This window comes from Bradyrhizobium sp. WSM1253, assembly GCF_000244935.1.
Taxonomy (GTDB): domain Bacteria; phylum Pseudomonadota; class Alphaproteobacteria; order Rhizobiales; family Xanthobacteraceae; genus Bradyrhizobium; species Bradyrhizobium canariense.
In genome coordinates this window covers 311,159-328,602 of the sequence record NZ_JH600073.1, presented here as the reverse complement: position 1 = coordinate 328,602, position 17,444 = coordinate 311,159, and the positions used below count along the sequence as shown (strand labels likewise).

Below are 17,444 nucleotides of genomic sequence, written 5' to 3'. Positions count from 1 at the left end.
AGCGGATTGACCCGTCGTTTGGGTGTTTTGCCCGACGGGCAACGCAAGGGATTGAAGCCCGGATGGAGCGAAGCGTAATCCGGGACGCCGTATCCGCGGAACGAATCCCGGATTGCGCTTCGCTCCATCCGGGCTACGGGAGTCACCCCCGCGGCGAGCGCGGAGTCCTGCGTTTGACGGCGTGCCGGCGCGGCGAGCGTGTCACGCGGGGGCGCAGGCGGGTTACCGCGGCTTCCCGGCGCGGCTTGGCCTGGACTGGGCCGCGGGCGAGATCCATCAGCATGCGCAGCGCCTCGACCACCGAGCGCTGGCGCACGGCGGAACGGCCGATGGCGCCAAAGCGATGCTCGCGGTGAACGATGCGTCCATCGCGCGCGGCGGCGGCGAAGTGGACGAGGCCAACCGGCTTGCCAGGCGTGGCGCCGCCGGGTCCGGCAATGCCGGTGATGGCGACCGCAAGGTCGACGCCGGCACGCTCCAGCGCGCCGACCGCCATAGCTGTTGCGGTCTCCTTGCTGACGGCGCCGAAATTTGTGAGCGTGCTCGCCTCGACCCCGAGCATCGCGCGCTTGGCGTCGTTGGAATAGGTGACGAAGCCGCGATCGATGACGTCGGACGAACCTGGGATGTCGGTCAGCGCGCCCGCGACGAGACCGCCGGTGCAGGACTCCGCGGTCGCGATCGTCAGCTTGCGCATCCGGCACAAATCGAGCAGCGAGCGGGAGAGGGCGCGTGCGTCGCTGCCGGCCATGGCCTAGACACTCCAGGGCAGACGGATGGTGGCGCTCGCGGTGGCCGCGATGCCTTCCTCGCGACCGGTGAAGCCGAGCCGCTCGCTGGTGGTCGCCTTGACCGCGACGCGGGAGATGTCGACGCCGGAAATCTCGGCGATGCGCGCGCGCATGGTGTCGCGCAAGGGACCGATCTTCGGCCGCTCGCAGATCATCGTCACCTCGAGATTGGAGATGCGGCCGCCGCGCTGGGTGACGCGCTCGATGGCGTATTGCAAAAACTGGTCGGAGGAGGCGCCTTTCCACTTCGCGTCGCTGGGCGGAAAGTGCGATCCGATGTCGCCGTCAGCGAGCGCGCCGAGGATGGCGTCGACCAGCGCATGCAGGCCGACATCGCCGTCGGAATGGGCCAGGAAGCCTTTGGTGTGCGGCACGCGCACGCCGCAGAGCATGAGATGGTCGCCCTCGCCGAAGGCGTGGACGTCATAGCCCGTGCCGGTCCTGATATCGCCGAGCAGGCTGGCCAGCCGCGCTTCCTCGCGCACGAAATCCTCGGGAGTGGTGAGCTTCATATTGGCAACATCGCCTTCAAAGGTTGCAACCGTCAATCCCGCCCATTCGGCAATCGCGGCATCGTCGGTGAAATCGCTGCGGCCGTCCTTGGCTGCGCGACGATGCGCTTCGAGGATGACGTCGAAACGAAAGGATTGCGGCGTCTGTGCGATCCGCAACCGCGCCCGGTCCGGCGTGTCCTCGACATTGCCGTTCTCGCCGGTGACCTTGATAGTGTCGGTGACGGGAACGACGGGGATCGCGGCGCCGGTGCGGCTGGCCGCATCGATCGCGCGGGTGATCACGCCTTCCGAAACGAAGGGGCGGGCGGCGTCGTGGATCAGGACGATGTCGGGCTTGTGCCTGGCGAGCGCTTCGAGCCCGGCGAGCACCGAGGCTTGCCGGGTCGCGCCGCCATTGACCGGCGCCTCGTGGCTGAGCCCTGCGACCGCTGCCGTGAACATGGCGCTGTCGTCGGGGTTCACGACCGGCTGAACCGCAAACACGTCCGCATGACGGCTGAAGGCCTCCATGGCGCGATAGATCACCGGCACGCCGCCGATCTCGCGATATTGCTTGGGGCCACCGGCGCCTGCGCGCAGGCCGCGTCCGGCCGCGACGAGAACGACCGCGGTGCGCTGTGATTTCGCCATAGGACTCAAATACTCATTTGATGATGAAGAGAGTCGGGGGTGGGGTGATTGCCGCATGCCTCTAGCACGGCAGGCCCGCAAAAAAAGGGGGTTTCCCCGGATTGTGGGAAACAGCATTTTGCTGCACTGCACTTGAAAGATCGGCAGAACTGTCTAAACTGTAGGCATGACGCTTGACTGCACAAGAATTGTGCGCAAGATAGGTCATGGCAGGCGCGATGAGGCGCTGCCAACGCAACGAGACCCCTGTGACCGGCTCGGCAGTATCTGGCTTTAAGCCATTGAAGATAGGCGATATTGATGTCGCCACCCCGGTCTTCCTGGCGCCGATGTCGGGGGTGACTGACTCGCCCGTCCGCCGGCTGGCCGCGGAGCTCGGCGCCGGTCTCGTCGTCTCCGAAATGACGGCCAGCGACGAACTCGCCAATGGCCATCATATGTCCCGGTTGCGCTGCGAAGCCACGGGTATTGGTCCGCACGTGGTCCAGCTCGCCGGCTGTGAGACGCACTGGATGGCAGAGGGCGCCCGGATCGCTGAAGCCGAAGGCGCAGATATCATCGACATCAACATGGGCTGTCCGGCCCGTCACGTCACCGGCGGCCAGTCCGGTTCCGCCTTGATGCGCGACCTCGAACACGCCGTGAGCCTGATCGAAGCAACGATCGCGGCGGTGAAGGTGCCGGTGACGTTGAAGATGCGGCTCGGCTGGGACGACCGCACCCGCAACGCACCGGAACTGGCGCGGCGCGCACAGGCATCAGGCGTCAAGCTCGTCACCGTGCACGGCCGCACCCGCTGCCAGTTCTACAAGGGCGAGGCCGATTGGGATGCGATCCGTGCCGTGCGCGACGCCATCTCCATTCCGCTCGTCGTCAATGGCGATATCACGACTTACGAGAAGGCGCTCGCGGCGTTAGAGGCCTCCGGCGCCGATGCCGTGATGATCGGCCGCGGTGCGCAGGGACAGCCCTGGCTGCCCGGTGAGATCGGCCGGCGCCTGAAGGGCGGGGCGGCGGAAGCCACGCCGTCGCTCGAGACGCAGCTGCATTATGTCCGCACGCTCTATGAAGGCGTCTGCGCGCTCTACGGCCTGCGCGTCGGTCTGCGGCACGCACGAAAACATCTCGGCTGGGCCCTCGACGTCGCGGCCGATGTGAGCCGTGCGCCGGCCGAGAAGCTGAAATCCTGGCGCCAGAAAATCCTCACCTCGGAGGATCCGCGCCTTGTCCACCGGTCACTGCAAGATGCCTTCGACGACTTCGCATGGAGCGCCGCTGCATGAGCTCAGCCGCTGAACATCGTCGGCCGTTTCCGTCCGACAGCGATGCCATCCTGGACGCACTGCCCAATCCGACGCTGATGATCGGGCCGGACGGCAAGATCGTCGCCGCCAACATCGCAACCGAAGCCTTCTTCGATATCTCGACGCAGTTCTTGAAGCGGCAGTCGCTGAAAGAGCTGGTGCCGTTCGGCAGCCCCTTGCTGGCGCTGATTGACCAGGTGCGTTCGTCGAACGCACCGGTCAACGAATACAAGGTCGATCTGGGCACGCCACGCATGGGCGGAGACCGCCAGGTCGATCTGCACGTTGCCCCCGTCACGGAACGGCCCGGCCACATCGTGGTGATGCTCCAGGAGCGCTCCATCGCCGACAAGATGGACCGCCAGCTCACCCATCGCAGCGCCGCGCGCTCGGTGATCGCGCTCGCCGCGATGCTGGCGCATGAAATCAAGAACCCGCTCTCCGGCATCCGCGGCGCGGCGCAGCTCCTGGAGCAGCAGGCCTCCTCGGAAGACCGCATGCTGACGCGGCTGATCTGCGACGAGGCCGACCGCATCGTGACTCTGGTCGACCGCATGGAGGTGTTCGGCGACGAGCGCCCCGTGGTGCGCGGCCCCGTCAACATCCATTCGGTGCTCGATCACGTCAAACGGCTGGCGCAGTCCGGCTTTGCCCGCAACATCCGCTTCGTCGAGGACTACGATCCCTCGCTGCCGCCGGTGCTGGCGAACCAGGACCAGCTCATCCAGGTGTTCCTCAACCTCGTGAAGAACGCCGCCGAAGCGCTGATCGACGTTCCCGACGGCGAAATCCAGCTCACCACCGCGTTTCGTCCCGGCGTGCGCCTGTCAGTCCCCGGTCAAAAATCCCGTGTATCCCTGCCGCTCGAATTCTGCGTGAAGGACAACGGACCAGGCGTGCCGGACGATCTCCTGCCAAATCTGTTCGATCCCTTCGTCACCACCAAGCAGACCGGCTCGGGTCTGGGCCTCGCGCTGGTCGCAAAGATCATCGGGGACCACGGGGGCATCATCGAATGCGAATCTCAGCCGCGGAAGACCACCTTCCGCGTGCTGATGCCGATGTATTCCACATCGGTGAAACATGCCGATCAAAGCAGTCGCGACGGCTCTGCCGGGAAGTCGTCGTCTGCGTCACAGGGGGCAAAATGAGGATTAACGATGCCCGCAGGTAGCATTCTCGTTGCTGATGACGACACCGCCATCCGCACCGTTCTCAATCAGGCACTATCCCGCGCCGGCTACGAAGTGCGGCTGACCGGCAATGCCGCGACGCTGTGGCGCTGGGTCAGCCAGGGGGAGGGCGATCTCGTCATCACCGACGTGGTGATGCCCGACGAGAACGCGTTCGACCTGCTGCCGCGGATCAAGAAGATGCGGCCGAATTTGCCGGTCATCGTCATGAGCGCGCAAAATACCTTCATGACGGCGATCCGGGCCTCCGAGCGCGGCGCCTATGAATATCTGCCGAAGCCCTTCGACCTGAAGGAGCTGATCGCCATCGTCGGCCGTGCGCTGGCCGAGCCCAAGGAGCGGGTCGCGACGCCGAACGACGACGCCGAGATGGAGGCGATCCCGCTGGTCGGCCGCTCGCCGGCGATGCAGGAAATCTATCGCGTGCTGGCGCGGTTGATGCAGACCGACCTCACCGTGATGATCACGGGCGAGTCCGGTACCGGCAAGGAGCTGGTGGCGCGCGCGTTGCACGATTACGGCAAGCGCCGCAACGGCCCGTTCGTCGCGGTCAACATGGCGGCGATCCCGCGTGACTTGATCGAGTCCGAACTGTTCGGCCATGAGCGCGGTGCCTTCACCGGCGCCAACACCCGCGCCTCCGGCCGGTTCGAGCAGGCCGAGGGCGGCACGCTGTTCCTGGATGAGATCGGCGACATGCCGATGGAGGCGCAGACCCGCCTGCTGCGCGTGCTTCAGCAGGGCGAATACACCACGGTCGGCGGCCGCACTCCGATCAAGACCGACGTGCGCATCGTCGCGGCTTCCAACAAGGATCTGCGAGTCCTGATCCAGCAGGGCCTGTTCCGCGAAGATCTGTTCTTCCGCCTCAACGTCGTGCCGCTGCGGCTGCCGCCTTTGCGCGAGCGCATCGAGGATCTTCCGGATCTGATCCGTCATTTCTTCGCGCTGGCCGAGAAGGACGGACTGCCGCCGAAAAAGCTCGACACGCTGGCGCTGGAGCGGATGAAGCAGCACCGCTGGCCGGGCAATGTGCGCGAGCTCGAGAACCTCGCCCGCCGCCTCGCGGCGCTCTATCCGCAGGATGTGATCACCGGCTCCGTCATCGACGGCGAGCTGGCGCCACCCACGGTCAGCCCGGGTGCCGCAGTCCAGCATGGCGTCGACAATCTCGGCGGCGCCGTGGAAGCGTATCTCTCCTCGCACTTCCAGGGCTTCCCGAACGGCGTGCCGCCGCCGGGCCTCTATCACCGCATCTTGAAAGAGATCGAGGTGCCGCTGCTGACGGCCGCGCTCGCCGCCACCCGCGGCAACCAGATCCGTGCCGCCGATCTGCTCGGCCTCAACCGCAACACGCTGCGGAAGAAGATTCGGGATCTCGATATCCAGGTGTATCGGAGCGGGGGCTAGCCTTTCCGCAACGGACGGTGGCTCAGCTCCCCCTACCAAGCGGAGCTGAGCCTGTCCGGATCGCGCTGGCCGTTGTGGCTGACGCGGTGAGCAGAAGTCCCGATCGGACTGAAATGTTCCGCCGGAACATTCAAATGGTCATTCAGCCGCGGGACGCGGCCTCACACCTATCTGACAAATCGGCCTGATACCTGTATCGCGCTGGCGACGTTCGCATTGGGCTCCTGCACCCCGACACCATTGACCAGCAGGTCGGCCGCCGCGATCAGCAGCAGCACGGCCGACACCATCATTGCGAGAAAGAACCTGTGCATCCCCGTCAAGCCGCTGGGGCCGGGATGCGTTCCCGCCCTCCGGCATGTCGCTGTGGATGCGCGGGTCAGTCGCGGCGTGGGCGCCGCGGAATTGTCGCAATTCGGCAACAATGTGGTACGAATACATCAGTATCCGCCCGCCGCGGACCCCGTTTTCAGCACCCATTGCCGGAATGACCAGCGCAGACACCTCGGCCGCATCCTTTGACACGGCCCCAGCGGAAGAGCCCCGGCGTTGGTCGGCGCGACGCTGGCTGGCGCCGTTCGCCGTGGCGTTGGCCCTGCTGTCGGCCTGCCTGACGTTCCTGGTCCTGACCGGCCTCACGTCGATCGAACCGACCCCTGCGGTTGTCCGCTCGTTCTATCTGATCAATGCGGCCACGATCCTGCTGCTGGTCGGCATCATCATCCGCGAACTCTGGCAGCTGATCCTGGCGCGACGGCGGGGTAGGGCGGCGGCGCGCCTCCATGTCCAGATCGTCAGCCTGTTCTCGATCGTGGCGGTGCTGCCGGCGGTGCTGGTCGCCGTCGTCGCCAACGTCACCATCGAGCGCGGCCTCGACCGCCTGTTCTCCGGCCCGACCAAGGAGGTGATCCAGAATTCGCTGACGATCGCGCGCGCCTACATGCAGGACCACGCGCAGCTGATCCGGGGCGACATTCTCGGCATGGCCAACGACATCGCCCACGCCCGGCCGCTCTACGACCAGGATCGCCGCTCGTTTCGCGAATTGCTGACGTCCAGCGCCGCCTCGCGCAACCTGCCGGGCGCGATGATCATCGACAAGAACACCAACATTCTCGAATCCGCCGACACCGGCATGCGGCTGGCCTATTCGCCGCCGGCACCGGACTTCCTCAGCAACGTCAACGAATCCGAGCCCGAAATCGCGGTGCTGCCCGATGCGAGCTTCGTCGCCGCGGTGGTCCGCTTGCGCGCCTTCAGCGACACCTTCCTCTACGTCGCGCGGCCGCTCGATCCGAATGTCGTCAACCAGCTCAAGCAGACCGAGGTCAGCGTCGCCGAATACGCCCAGATCGAGTCGCGCCGGCTCGGCATCCAGGTCGCGTTCGCGCTGATGTTCGCGGTGATCGCGCTGACCATCCTGATGGCCTCGGTGCTGATCGGCCTCAACTTCGCCAACTCGCTGGTCTCGCCGATCCGGCGGCTGATGAACGCGGCCCAGACGGTGTCGACGGGCGATCTCCACGTGAAAGTGCCGGTGCACCAGTCGGAAGGCGACCTCGCCCAGCTGGGTGAGACCTTCAACAAGATGACGGAGGAGTTGCGCAGCCAGCGCGACGAGCTCGTCAACGCCAGCGACCTCATCGACAGCCGCCGCCGCTTCATCGAGGCGGTGCTGTCGTCCGCGAGCGCCGGCATCATCGGCGTAGATAATTCAGGCAGCGTCGGCATTCTCAACCGTTCCGCCGAAAAGCTGATCGGGCACTCCGAGGCCGAGACGCTCGGCCATCCGCTCTCCGACGTGCTGCCCGAGCTCGAAGAGATGATGAAGAGCGCGCGGGAAGGGACCCAGCGCCTGGTGCAGGGGCAGATCACGATCACGCGGGACGGGCAGGAACGCAATCTGTCGGTTCGCGTCAGCGCTGAGAAGACCAGCCAACCGCACGACAGCTACATCATCACGCTCGACGACATCACCGAGCTGGTCTCGGCGCAACGCACCTCGGCCTGGGGCGACGTCGCGCGCCGCATCGCGCATGAGATCAAGAACCCGCTGACCCCGATCCAGCTCTCCGCCGAGCGCATTCGCCGCAAATTCGGCAAGGACATCACCGAGGGCAAGGACAAGCAGATCTTCGAACAGTGCACCGACACCATCGTGCGTCAGGTCGACGATATCCGCCGCATGGTCGACGAGTTCTCGCGCTTTGCGCGGATGCCGAAGCCGGTGATGGAGGGTGAGGATGTCGCCGACGCAGTGCGGCAGGCGGTGTTCCTGATGAAGGTCGCCCACCCCGAGATCGATATCGAGGCCGAGTTCAAGGAAGATCCGCTGCGCGCCCAGTTCGACCGGCGGCTGATCTCGCAGGCGGTCACCAACATTGTCAAGAACGCCACCGAGGCGATCGAGCAGGTCCCCCTGGAGGAGCTCGGCAAAGGCCGGATCGACGTCGTAGTCTCGCGCGAGGGCGAGGACGTTCTGATCGACGTCGTCGACAACGGTATTGGCCTGCCCAAGGTGGCGCGCTCGCGCCTGCTCGAGCCTTATGTGACGACACGCGCCAAGGGCACCGGCCTTGGGCTCGCGATCGTCGGGCGCGTGCTGGAAGACCATGGCGGGCGCATCGAACTGAAGGATGCCTCGGATTTCCGCGAGGGCCAGCGTGGCGCCTGGATGCGGATGCGTTTTGCGATCTCCGGCGCTCCCGCGAAAAGCGAGGGGGCCGAACCGGCAGCCGAGGCAACGGCCAAGCCGGACATCGGCGAAACGGCCACGCAATCCGTCAAGGATCCGGAAACAAAACAGGCGGCCGCCGAAACCAAAGAGCCGGCTGAAAAGACCAATGATTCAACGAAGATCGAAGCCTCAACAGGCAGCTGAGAAAACAGGCGACACATGGCAAGTGAAATTCTGATTGTCGATGATGAGGCCGATATTCGGGATCTCGTTGCGGGCATCCTCGAAGACGAGGGCTTCGTGACCCGGACCGCGCGCGACAGCGATACGGCGCTCGCCGAGATCGCCAACCGCAGGCCGCATCTGGTGTTCCTCGACATCTGGCTGCAGGGCTCTAAGCTCGACGGCTTGCAGCTCTTGGAGCAGGTCAAGAAGGACAACCCCGATCTGCCGGTCGTGATGATTTCCGGCCACGGCAACATCGAGACCGCGGTCGCCGCGATCAAGCGTGGCGCCTACGACTTCATCGAGAAGCCGTTCAAGACCGACCGGCTGATCCTGGTCGCCAACCGTGCACTTGAGAACTCGCGGCTCAAGCGCGAGGTCAAGGAGCTGAAGCAGCTCGCGCCGAGCGCAAGCTCGCTGGTCGGCCGCTCGCCCAGCATGAACCAGCTGCGCCAGACCATCGAGCGTGCGGCCAAGGCCAACAGCCGCATCCTGATCGTTGGCCCCGCCGGCGCCGGCAAGGAACTGACCGCCCGCACGTTGCACACGGCCTCGGGCCGCGCCGACGGCCCCTTCGTCGTCATCAACGCCGCTGCGATCACGCCCGAGCGGATGGAGCACGAGCTGTTCGGCATCGAGCAGTCCAACGGCGAGCACGCGCGCAAGCCCGGCGCGCTCGAAGAGGCCCACGGCGGCACGCTGTTCATCGACGAGATCGCGGACATGCCGCGCGAGACCCAGAACAAGATCTTGCGCGTGCTGGTCGAGCAGTCGTTCCAGCGCGTCGGCGGCAACGGCAAGGTGCAGGTCGACGTCCGCATCATTTCCTCCACCGCGCGCAACCTCGAAGAGGAGATCGCGGCCGGCCATTTCCGCGAGGACCTCTATCATCGGCTCTCGGTGGTGCCGATCCGCGTGCCCGCGCTGTCGGAGCGGCGTGAGGACATTCCGGAATTGATCGACTATTTCATGGAGCAGATCTCCGCGGGCAGCGGCCTGCCCAAGCGGCAGATCGGGCAGGACGCGATGGCGGTGCTGCAGTCGCATGTCTGGCCGGGCAACGTGCGCCAGCTCCGCAACAACGTTGAGAGAGTCATGATTCTGGCCGCGGGCGGGCCGGAGGTCATCATCACGGCCGACATGCTGCCGCAGGACGTCGGCTCCATGGTGCCGGCGATGCCGACCAGCAACAATGGCGAGCACATCATGGGCCTGCCGCTGCGCGAAGCCCGCGAAGTGTTCGAGCGCGACTATTTGATTGCACAGATCAGCCGTTTTTCAGGAAATATTTCTCGCACGGCAGAGTTTGTTGGCATGGAACGCTCGGCACTGCACCGGAAGTTGAAGGCGCTCGGCGTCGGCTAACGCTGCGACGTCGTTGGAATAGGCGAGGAAAATCATCGATTTCCGTAGTTTTTCGGGGCAATACGGCATGGGCTGCCGCGTGAAGCGGCTTGCCTAATAAGCCTACCTGTCCTCTAATTGAACCGCTGTCCCTCCGAGGGGGATCTCATGAGGGACGGCAACCGGACGAGGACCCCGAATTTTCAAAAGAGGGCCGCAACCCGGCGCAATAAAAAGAAACTCAAAGCGAGAAAAAAACAATGGCGGCAGACCGCGCACAAAACCTGCAGGACACCTTCCTTAATCACGTTCGCAAAACCAAAACGCCACTGACGATCTTTCTGGTCAACGGAGTGAAGCTCCAGGGCATCGTGACCTGGTTCGACAATTTCTGTTTGCTGCTTCGGCGCGACGGTCACTCGCAGCTCGTCTACAAGCATGCGATCTCGACCATCATGCCGGGCGCTCCGATCCAGTTGTTCGAAGGCGGCGAGGACCAGCCGGCTTGAGAGTGATCTGATTGGAACCCCGGAATTTCGACGGGGATGTCGACCGTCCGCGGTCGGCAGGGGATAAGCAGACGGGGCGGGTGCTTGTCATCGGTCCCTATTTGCGGGTGCGCGCAGGCAATGCCGACGCGCAATCGGAAGCTCATGTCCTGCGTGACGCGGAAGCCCGGCTCGACGAAGCCGCCGGCCTCGCACGCGCGATTGATCTCGTCGTTGCCGACGCAATCATCGCGCCGATCAGCCAGATCCGCCCCGCGACCTATATCGGCAAGGGCAAGGTCGAGGAGATCGCCGCGCTCGCCAAGGGCCTCGATGTCGAGCTCGTGGTGATGGATTGCGCGCTTGCGCCGATCCAGCAGCGCAATCTCGAGAAGGAGCTGCAGGCAAAGGTGCTCGACCGCACCGGCCTCATCCTGGAAATCTTCGGCCGCCGCGCCAAGACCAAGGAAGGCTCGCTCCAGGTCGAGCTCGCGCACCTCAACTACCAACGTTCGCGCCTGGTGCGCTCATGGACCCATCTCGAACGCCAGCGCGGCGGCTTTGGATTCATGGGCGGTCCCGGCGAGACCCAGATCGAAGCCGACCGCCGACTGATCCAGGAGCGCATCTCCAAGCTCGAGGGCGAACTGAAGAAGGTGCAGGCCACACGCCGCCTGCATCGCGCAGGCCGCCAGCGCGTCCCGTATCGCGTGGTCGCACTGGTCGGCTACACCAACGCCGGCAAGTCGACGCTGTTCAACCGCCTGACCCGCGCCGACGTGCAGGCCGCCGACATGCTGTTCGCCACGCTCGATCCGACCCTGCGCGCGCTCACCCTGCCGCATGGCGGCAAGGCGATGCTGTCGGACACCGTCGGTTTCATCTCCAATTTGCCGACGCAGCTCGTCGCCGCCTTCCGCGCCACGCTGGAGGAGGTGCTGGAAGCCGACGTCATCCTGCACGTGCGCGACATCTCGCACGACGACGCCGAGGCGCAGCAGAGCGACGTCGACGCCGTGCTGCGCCAGCTCGGCATCAATCCCGATGATTCAGGCCGCATCATCGAGGTCTGGAACAAGATCGACCGTTATGGTCCCGAACAGCGCGAAGAACTTTTGAACATCGCCGCGCGCAGGCCGGAGGATCATCCGGCGATGCTGGTGTCCGCTGTGTCGGGCGAGGGGGTCGACGCACTGCTCGCCGCAATCGAGGAGCGCTTGGCGGCCAAGCGCATCACGCTCGATCTCTCGATCGATGCCTCCGACGGCGCCGGCATCAGCTGGCTGCATCGGAATTCCGAGGTGCTGGCGAAAGAGCTGCACGACGGCCGCTTCGACATGACGGTACGGGTGGACGAGACCAAGCGGGATATCGTGGTGAACAGGTTCGACGCCGTGCCGCGACTGTCCGCGTAGACGCCGTCGCCCGCCAGTGAGTTGAGCTAACTGCTGTCTCAAGCAACGCTGTCGTCCCGGACAAGCGTAAGCGCAGATCCGGGACCCATAACCACAAGCGGCTGGAATTGGCACGCTGGTAGCTCCAGCGTGGTTCAACAATGTGCATTCGGGGTAATGGGTCCTGGCTTTCGCCAGGACGACGCTCGAGCTAGGAGCGGGCTTGGTTGCTTTTCTCCGCCGGCGCAGCGCTTTTCGCCTCACCTTTCGCCTCATTCCACAGCGCGTCCATCTCCGCGAGCGATGCCTGCTCCAGCGTCCGCCCCTGCGCCTCCAGCGCCCGCTCGATATAGGCAAAACGCCGCTCGAACTTCGCGTTGGTCGCGCGGAGCGCGGCTTCCGGATCTGCATCGACATGGCGGGCGAGATTGACCAGCGCGAACATCAGGTCGCCGGTCTCTTCCGCCAGGCCCTCGCTGTCGTTGCGGTCGAGTGCTGCCTCGATCTCATCGGCTTCCTCGCGGATTTTTGCCAGCACCGCGCGCGGATCGTTCCAGTCGAAGCCGACGGTGGAGGCCTTGCGCTGCAGCTCCATGGCGCGCGTCAGGGCGGGCTGGCCGGCCTTGACGCCCGAGAGCAATGATTTGTGCGGCGGCATTTGTTCCGGCGGCCGGCGCGCGGCGCGCTCGGCTTTCTCCTCGGCCTTGATGCGATCCCAGACTTCCTTGACGTGGGAGGAGGCGAGGTTGCCGTCCTTGTCGGCGAAAACGTGAGGATGGCGCCGGATCATTTTTCGCGTGATGGCCTCGACGACATCGCCAAAAGCAAAGGCGTTCTGCTCCGACGCCATCTGGGCGTGGAAGACGACCTGGAGCAGCAGGTCGCCGAGCTCCTCGCAGAGATCGTCGAGATCGCCGCGGCTGATGGCCTCGACTACCTCATAGGCTTCCTCAATCGTATAGGGCGCGATGGTCGCAAAATTCTGCTCGAGGTCCCAGGGGCAGCCGGTCACCGGCGTGCGCAGCGCCGCCATGATCTCGATCAGGCGGGAAATGTCGCGGGAAGGGGTCATTGCGGGGCAGTCTCCTGGCTCTCAAGCCTTATGCCAAAAGCGAGCCCCCGTTCCCAGCGTAGCGCGGCGGAACAGGGTGATTTCCACCGGTTGGCGGGCCGGATTGGCGAGCAGCGTGGGCAATGCTAAAGCGCGGGCCATGAGTGACGCATCTTCATCCGAAACCGCGCTGGTGCTGTTCTCCGGCGGCCAGGATTCCACCACCTGCCTCGCCTGGGCGCTGAATCGTTTTGCGCGCGTGGAGACGCTGGGGTTCGATTACGGCCAGCGCCACGCCATCGAGCTGGCCTGCCGCGACCGGCTGTTCGACGGCATCAAGGGCCTGCGCGCGGATTGGGCTTCCAGGCTCGGCGAGAGCCACACGCTGTCGATCCCGACGCTGGCGGCCGTGTCCGAGACGGCGCTGACGCGCGACGTCGCGATTGCGATGGGCGCCGACGGCCTGCCGAACACGTTCGTGCCCGGGCGCAACCTGGTGTTCTTGACATTCGCCGCGGCGCTGGCTTACCGGCGCGGCATCAGTCACATCGTCGGCGGCATGTGCGAGACCGACTATTCCGGCTATCCCGATTGCCGCGACGACACCATCCGCGCCATGCAGGCCGCGCTGTCGCTCGGCATGGCCCGCAAGTTCGAGCTGCATACCCCGCTGATGTGGATCGACAAGGCCGCGACGTGGAGGCTCGCCCATGACCTCGGCGGCGACGGGCTGGTGGACCTCATCCGCGAGCAGTCGCACACCTGCTATCTCGGCGAACGCGGCGCGCAGCATGATTGGGGCTACGGTTGCGGCGAGTGCCCGGCCTGCAGCCTGCGGGCGAAGGGGTGGCGGGAGTATGTGGCGGGGCGGTGACGCCATAGACTCGGTGTCATCACCCGCGAAAGCGGGTGATCCAGTACTCCGAGACGATAGTGATAATCGCGAGGCCGCGGCGTACTGGATTCCCCGCCTTCGCGGGGAATGACAGTGTTGGTTGGGGTGAGGGTGTACCCAAAGCGACTATTGCGCAAAATCCTCAGCCTTCAGCTCGATCGGCTTGCCGTGCGGGGTGCGATCTGCCGCGTGATCCCACGCGTCGCGGTAGCGATGCAACGTCTCCGCAGACGCAACGCCCTTGCGCGCGACGAGACCTTCCAGCGTGGCGAGCCAATGGAGATAGTAGGTCTCGCCCGTATCGGGATCGCCGGCCGCCTGCGCGCGCTTGATTTCTGAGGCCAAGGCTGCGGCCCATTCGGGCCAGGTGAAGACGCCGCGCTCGTGCAGCGTCAGCGCCATCGCGAAGGCGTGCGCCTCCCAGGGTGCGCGGAACACCGGGCCGTCATCATCGCGCGGAATGCTCGGGATCGCTGCCGTCGCGGCAGCAGCAGCGGTGCTGCTCATCAGGCTGGGTCCAGATACGGCTCGAACGCATCGATCGAGACTTTCGAGGTTGGATCGCCATCCGCACCCCAGAGATCGCGGCCCTCGAACACGACCGTGTAGAGCCATTGCGGATTCTCGCCGAGCTCCATCGCCGCCGAGTCCGGAAACACGTGGCAGCCATGGTTCAGCTCGACAATTCCGACGTGGCCACGCACATAGCGCGGCAGGCGGGTGTGGGTTGCGGGATGAATGTTCTTCGTACGAACCTTGTCGCCGATCTTGAATTTCGCCGGCGCCGGAGCAGGACGGGCGAACTTGCCGCGCACCATGATGCGCTCGACCTGGCCGAGATCGAATTTGCCGTGCTTGAGCGCCTTGGCCGGCTGCATAGCGTGGCCGGCGGCGACTTCCTCCCGGGTGAGATAGCCTTTCTCGATCAGCATCTCCTCGAGCCCGAGAAACCATTTCTTGTAATAGGAGCTCGAGAGATAGACATGCGGCGGGATCGTCTCGCGATAGAAGCGCGAGGTGTCGATGTTGAAGGCGCCGGCCGCGCCCATCGCACGCACCATGGCGAGAACACGCGACTCCCATTCCTCGTGGAACACCGGCTCGTTCGGCTCGGGCTCGACCTTGCCGAAGCCGTCCATGCCGCCCATGTCGTGCACGCCGTTCATGACGGCGCCCCGGGCGCCTTGGGAAAGCCGGTGCCGATCATGGAATCGCGCGTGACCAGCTCGGCGAGCTGCTCCTCGCTCCAGCCGTCTGTGCCCGCGGGGCGCATCGGCAACACAAGAAAGCGCGTTTCGGCGGTCGAATCCCACACCCGGATTTCAACGTCCTTGGCGACCTGCACGCCGAAATCGGCGAGCACGCCGCGCGGGTCCTTCACCGCGCGTGAGCGATAGGGCGCGGCCTTGTACCAGACCGGCGGCAGCCCCAGCATTTCCCAGGGGTAGCAGGAGCACAGCGTGCACACGACCATATTGTGACGCTGCGGCGTGTTCTCGACCACGACGAGGTGGTCGCCGACGCGGCTGACATGGCCGAGCGTGCCGATCGCCTTCGAGCCGTCCTCCAGCAGTGCCGTCTTGAACGCCGGATCGCTCCAGGCCTTGGCGACGACGCGCGCGCCGTTATGGGGACCGATCCGGGTCTCATAGGCCTGGATGATGGCGTCGAGCGCGGCCGGCTCGACATAGCCTTTTTCGGTCAGGATCGTCTCGAGCGCGCGCACGCGCAGCTCGGTCTCCGACAGCTCGGAATGGTCGTGATCGTGGTGATGATGATGGTCGCTCATGAGGCAAAGATAGTCCCAGAATCCGGGCGTTGTCGAGGCGAAGACTCTGCTAACATCGCACCATGGGCTGGGCTGCAAGAACCGGAATAACCGCCGCAATCGCTCTTGGCGCATTCGCGGCGCAGGATGCGCGCGCCGCGAATGGCGCCTATGCGGTCGATGCCGCCGACATTTCCGAGGTCGGCTCCTGCAAGGTGGAGAGCTGGATGTCGACGGCTTCCAACACGGATTTTTCGGCGGTCGCCAATCCCTCCTGTGTTGTCGACCCCTTCCGGCCGATCGAGCTGAGCCTGCAGACCATCCGGGCCCGCAGCGATGGCGACTGGAGCACGACGGTCGCTCCAAAAGCCAAGACGAATTTCATCCCGACCGGGATCGGCCGGTGGGGATTGTCGGCCTATGGCGGCGGATCGTTCGACGCGGCGACGGGGGAGGCGCTGTCCGCCTTTGCCGTCATCCCCGCGACCTTCCGCCTGTCGGAGACCATGCGCATCAACGTCAATGGCGGCTGGCTCTGGGATCGCACGGTGGATCGCCACTACCTGACCTACGGCATCGGCTTCGACTGGAAATTCACCGACACCTTGCAATGGACGATCGAGGCTTACGGGCAAGCCGGCGCCTCCGAGATCGCAAGCGCCGTGCAGCCGCGTTTCCAGACCGGTGTCCGCTACCGACCGAACGAGATATTCTCCGTCGATGTGATCTACGGCCGCAACATCACCGGCGAAAATGCCAACTGGATCACCATCGGCACCACGATCCGGTTTCCGGTCCATGGAAGCGAACCCGAACATCGGCGTACCGGGCATCTGTGAGCGCCAGGAAGACCAAGACCAGGGGAGTTTGCGTTGCCTGATTATGTCAAGATCGAGAAGGGCCTCGGGCCGGAGGGGCGGATTGCGGTGGTGCGGTTCGACCGCGGCGATGGCATCAATGCGCTGTCGCCGGAGGCGCTGCGCCAGCTCACCGCGGCCGCGCGCAGTTTTGAGGATGACGCCGCGACCTCCGTCGTGGTGCTGACAGGCAGCGCGGACGCGTTCAGCGCCGGCTTCGACCTCAAGGATGCCGAAGGCCGCTCGCGCAAGGAGATGGACCTCGGCACGCTGCGGCGGCATCTCAAGCTCGGACCGCGCCTGACCCACGCCTGGCAGGAGATGGAGCAGATCACGATCGCCGCCATCGAGGGCTTTTGCGTCGGCGGTGGCGTGGCGCTGGCCGTCGCGCTCGACTTTCGCGTCATGGGACGCGATGCCCATCTGCGCGTGCCCGAGATCGGGCTCGGCATGAACATGAGCTGGCAAAGCATTCCGCGCATGCTGCATCTGATCGGCCCGGCTCGCACCAAGCAGGCGGTGATCCTGGCCGATCAGCGCATCAGCGCGGATGAGGCCTATGCGTGGGGCCTGGTCGAGCAGGTGGTCGATCCCGGCCATGCGTTCGATGCCGCGATGGAGCTTGCGCGCAAGGTGGCAGCGCAGCCGCCGCTCTCCGTCGCCATGACGAAACTCACGGTCAACCGGCTGGCGCACGCGCTGGATAATCTCGCCAGCCACATGGACGTCGACCAGTTCGCCCTGGCAAGCCTCAGCGAGGACCACAAGGAGGGCGTCGAGGCGTTCCTGACGCGACGCAAACCGAAGTTCAGAGGGCGGTAGAAACAGGCTGGGGCCATTGATTGCGCCGCGGACTATCCGTATACGCGGCGCTGGGACAAAATAGGCCCGATCAACGGGCC

At 65.1% G+C, this 17,444-nt stretch carries 17 protein-coding genes; 10 read left to right on the top strand and 7 right to left on the bottom strand.

The genetic code is table 11. The features are described from left to right. Nucleotides 1–142: 142 nt before the first annotated feature. Nucleotides 143–751 carry a CinA family protein gene (locus BRA1253DRAFT_RS03445; RefSeq protein ID WP_007591140.1) on the bottom strand — a complete coding sequence of 203 codons (609 nt, stop codon included), beginning with the start codon at nt 749–751 and terminating at the stop codon, nt 143–145. A 3-nt stretch (nt 752–754) separates the two neighbouring features. Next, nucleotides 755–1,936 (bottom strand): bifunctional 2-C-methyl-D-erythritol 4-phosphate cytidylyltransferase/2-C-methyl-D-erythritol 2,4-cyclodiphosphate synthase, encoded by a 1,182-nt coding sequence (locus BRA1253DRAFT_RS03440; protein ID WP_007591139.1) that lies wholly within the window; start codon nt 1,934–1,936, stop codon nt 755–757. A gap of 281 nt (nt 1,937–2,217) precedes the next feature. Here BRA1253DRAFT_RS03440 and dusB point away from each other — a divergent pair, with 281 nt between their 5' ends. From dusB to ntrC, 3 genes are read left to right on the top strand one after another with little or no spacing between them, the layout of a single operon-like run. Beyond that, complete coding sequence (gene dusB, locus BRA1253DRAFT_RS03435; protein ID WP_088940841.1) at nt 2,218–3,219, top strand: tRNA dihydrouridine synthase DusB; 1,002 nt, start codon at nt 2,218–2,220, stop codon at nt 3,217–3,219. Continuing rightward, a complete protein-coding gene (locus BRA1253DRAFT_RS03430) occupies nt 3,216–4,391 on the top strand; it encodes a nitrogen regulation protein NR(II) (protein ID WP_007591135.1) in 1,176 nt (391 codons plus the stop codon). The genes dusB and BRA1253DRAFT_RS03430 overlap by 4 nt, the downstream gene beginning before the upstream one ends. A 9-nt stretch (nt 4,392–4,400) precedes the next feature. Then, entirely contained in the window at nt 4,401–5,843 is a 1,443-nt protein-coding gene (ntrC, locus tag BRA1253DRAFT_RS03425) for a nitrogen regulation protein NR(I) (RefSeq protein WP_007591133.1), read from the top strand. 167 nt (nt 5,844–6,010) lie between these two features. On the opposite strand, the gene BRA1253DRAFT_RS44275 is transcribed toward ntrC, so the two are convergent. Further along, nucleotides 6,011–6,157 (bottom strand): hypothetical protein, encoded by a 147-nt coding sequence (locus BRA1253DRAFT_RS44275; RefSeq protein ID WP_198288226.1) that lies wholly within the window; start codon nt 6,155–6,157, stop codon nt 6,011–6,013. Nucleotides 6,158–6,330: 173 nt separating this feature from the next. Here BRA1253DRAFT_RS44275 and BRA1253DRAFT_RS03420 point away from each other — a divergent pair, with 173 nt between their 5' ends. From BRA1253DRAFT_RS03420 to hflX, 4 genes are all read left to right on the top strand, one after another. Beyond that, the gene (locus tag BRA1253DRAFT_RS03420) at nt 6,331–8,724 is read left to right on the top strand and encodes a HAMP domain-containing histidine kinase (protein WP_035992680.1); all 2,394 of its coding nucleotides are present in this window, start codon (nt 6,331–6,333) and stop codon (nt 8,722–8,724) included. Nucleotides 8,725–8,739: 15 nt separating this feature from the next. Beyond that, on the top strand, nt 8,740–10,110 hold the full coding sequence (locus tag BRA1253DRAFT_RS03415; protein WP_007591127.1) for a sigma-54 dependent transcriptional regulator: 1,371 nt from the start codon (nt 8,740–8,742) through the stop codon (nt 10,108–10,110). A gap of 239 nt (nt 10,111–10,349) precedes the next feature. Then, nucleotides 10,350–10,598, top strand: coding sequence for an RNA chaperone Hfq (gene hfq / locus BRA1253DRAFT_RS03410; RefSeq protein ID WP_007591126.1), 249 nt, complete (start codon nt 10,350–10,352; stop codon nt 10,596–10,598). A gap of 11 nt (nt 10,599–10,609) precedes the next feature. Further along, nucleotides 10,610–11,992, top strand: a complete 1,383-nt coding sequence (gene hflX, locus BRA1253DRAFT_RS03405; protein WP_007591124.1) for a GTPase HflX — start codon at nt 10,610–10,612, stop codon at nt 11,990–11,992. A 190-nt stretch (nt 11,993–12,182) separates the two neighbouring features. Here the strand turns inward: hflX and mazG are convergent, their stop codons facing one another. Next, a complete protein-coding gene (gene mazG / locus BRA1253DRAFT_RS03400; protein ID WP_007591123.1) occupies nt 12,183–13,043 on the bottom strand; it encodes a nucleoside triphosphate pyrophosphohydrolase in 861 nt (286 codons plus the stop codon). A gap of 139 nt (nt 13,044–13,182) precedes the next feature. Between mazG and queC the strand changes: the two genes are divergently transcribed. Further along, complete coding sequence (gene queC, locus BRA1253DRAFT_RS03395) at nt 13,183–13,896, top strand: 7-cyano-7-deazaguanine synthase QueC (protein WP_007591122.1); 714 nt, start codon at nt 13,183–13,185, stop codon at nt 13,894–13,896. 147 nt (nt 13,897–14,043) lie between these two features. Here queC and BRA1253DRAFT_RS03390 read toward each other — a convergent pair whose 3' ends face one another. From BRA1253DRAFT_RS03390 to nthA, 3 genes are read right to left on the bottom strand one after another with little or no spacing between them, the layout of a single operon-like run. Then, nucleotides 14,044–14,424 (bottom strand): nitrile hydratase accessory protein, encoded by a 381-nt coding sequence (locus BRA1253DRAFT_RS03390; RefSeq protein WP_007591121.1) that lies wholly within the window; start codon nt 14,422–14,424, stop codon nt 14,044–14,046. Continuing rightward, entirely contained in the window at nt 14,424–15,083 is a 660-nt protein-coding gene (gene nthB / locus BRA1253DRAFT_RS03385; protein ID WP_007591120.1) for a nitrile hydratase subunit beta, read from the bottom strand. Before nthB ends, BRA1253DRAFT_RS03390 begins: the two co-directional genes overlap by 1 nt. Next, nucleotides 15,080–15,706 (bottom strand): nitrile hydratase subunit alpha, encoded by a 627-nt coding sequence (gene nthA, locus BRA1253DRAFT_RS03380; protein WP_007591118.1) that lies wholly within the window; start codon nt 15,704–15,706, stop codon nt 15,080–15,082. Before nthA ends, nthB begins: the two co-directional genes overlap by 4 nt. Nucleotides 15,707–15,768: 62 nt before the next feature. Between nthA and BRA1253DRAFT_RS03375 the strand changes: the two genes are divergently transcribed. Then, complete coding sequence (locus tag BRA1253DRAFT_RS03375) at nt 15,769–16,524, top strand: hypothetical protein (protein WP_007591117.1); 756 nt, start codon at nt 15,769–15,771, stop codon at nt 16,522–16,524. Nucleotides 16,525–16,557: 33 nt separating this feature from the next. Further along, nucleotides 16,558–17,364, top strand: coding sequence for an enoyl-CoA hydratase/isomerase family protein (locus BRA1253DRAFT_RS03370; protein WP_007591115.1), 807 nt, complete (start codon nt 16,558–16,560; stop codon nt 17,362–17,364). The last annotated feature ends 80 nt before the right edge of the window (nt 17,365–17,444 follow it).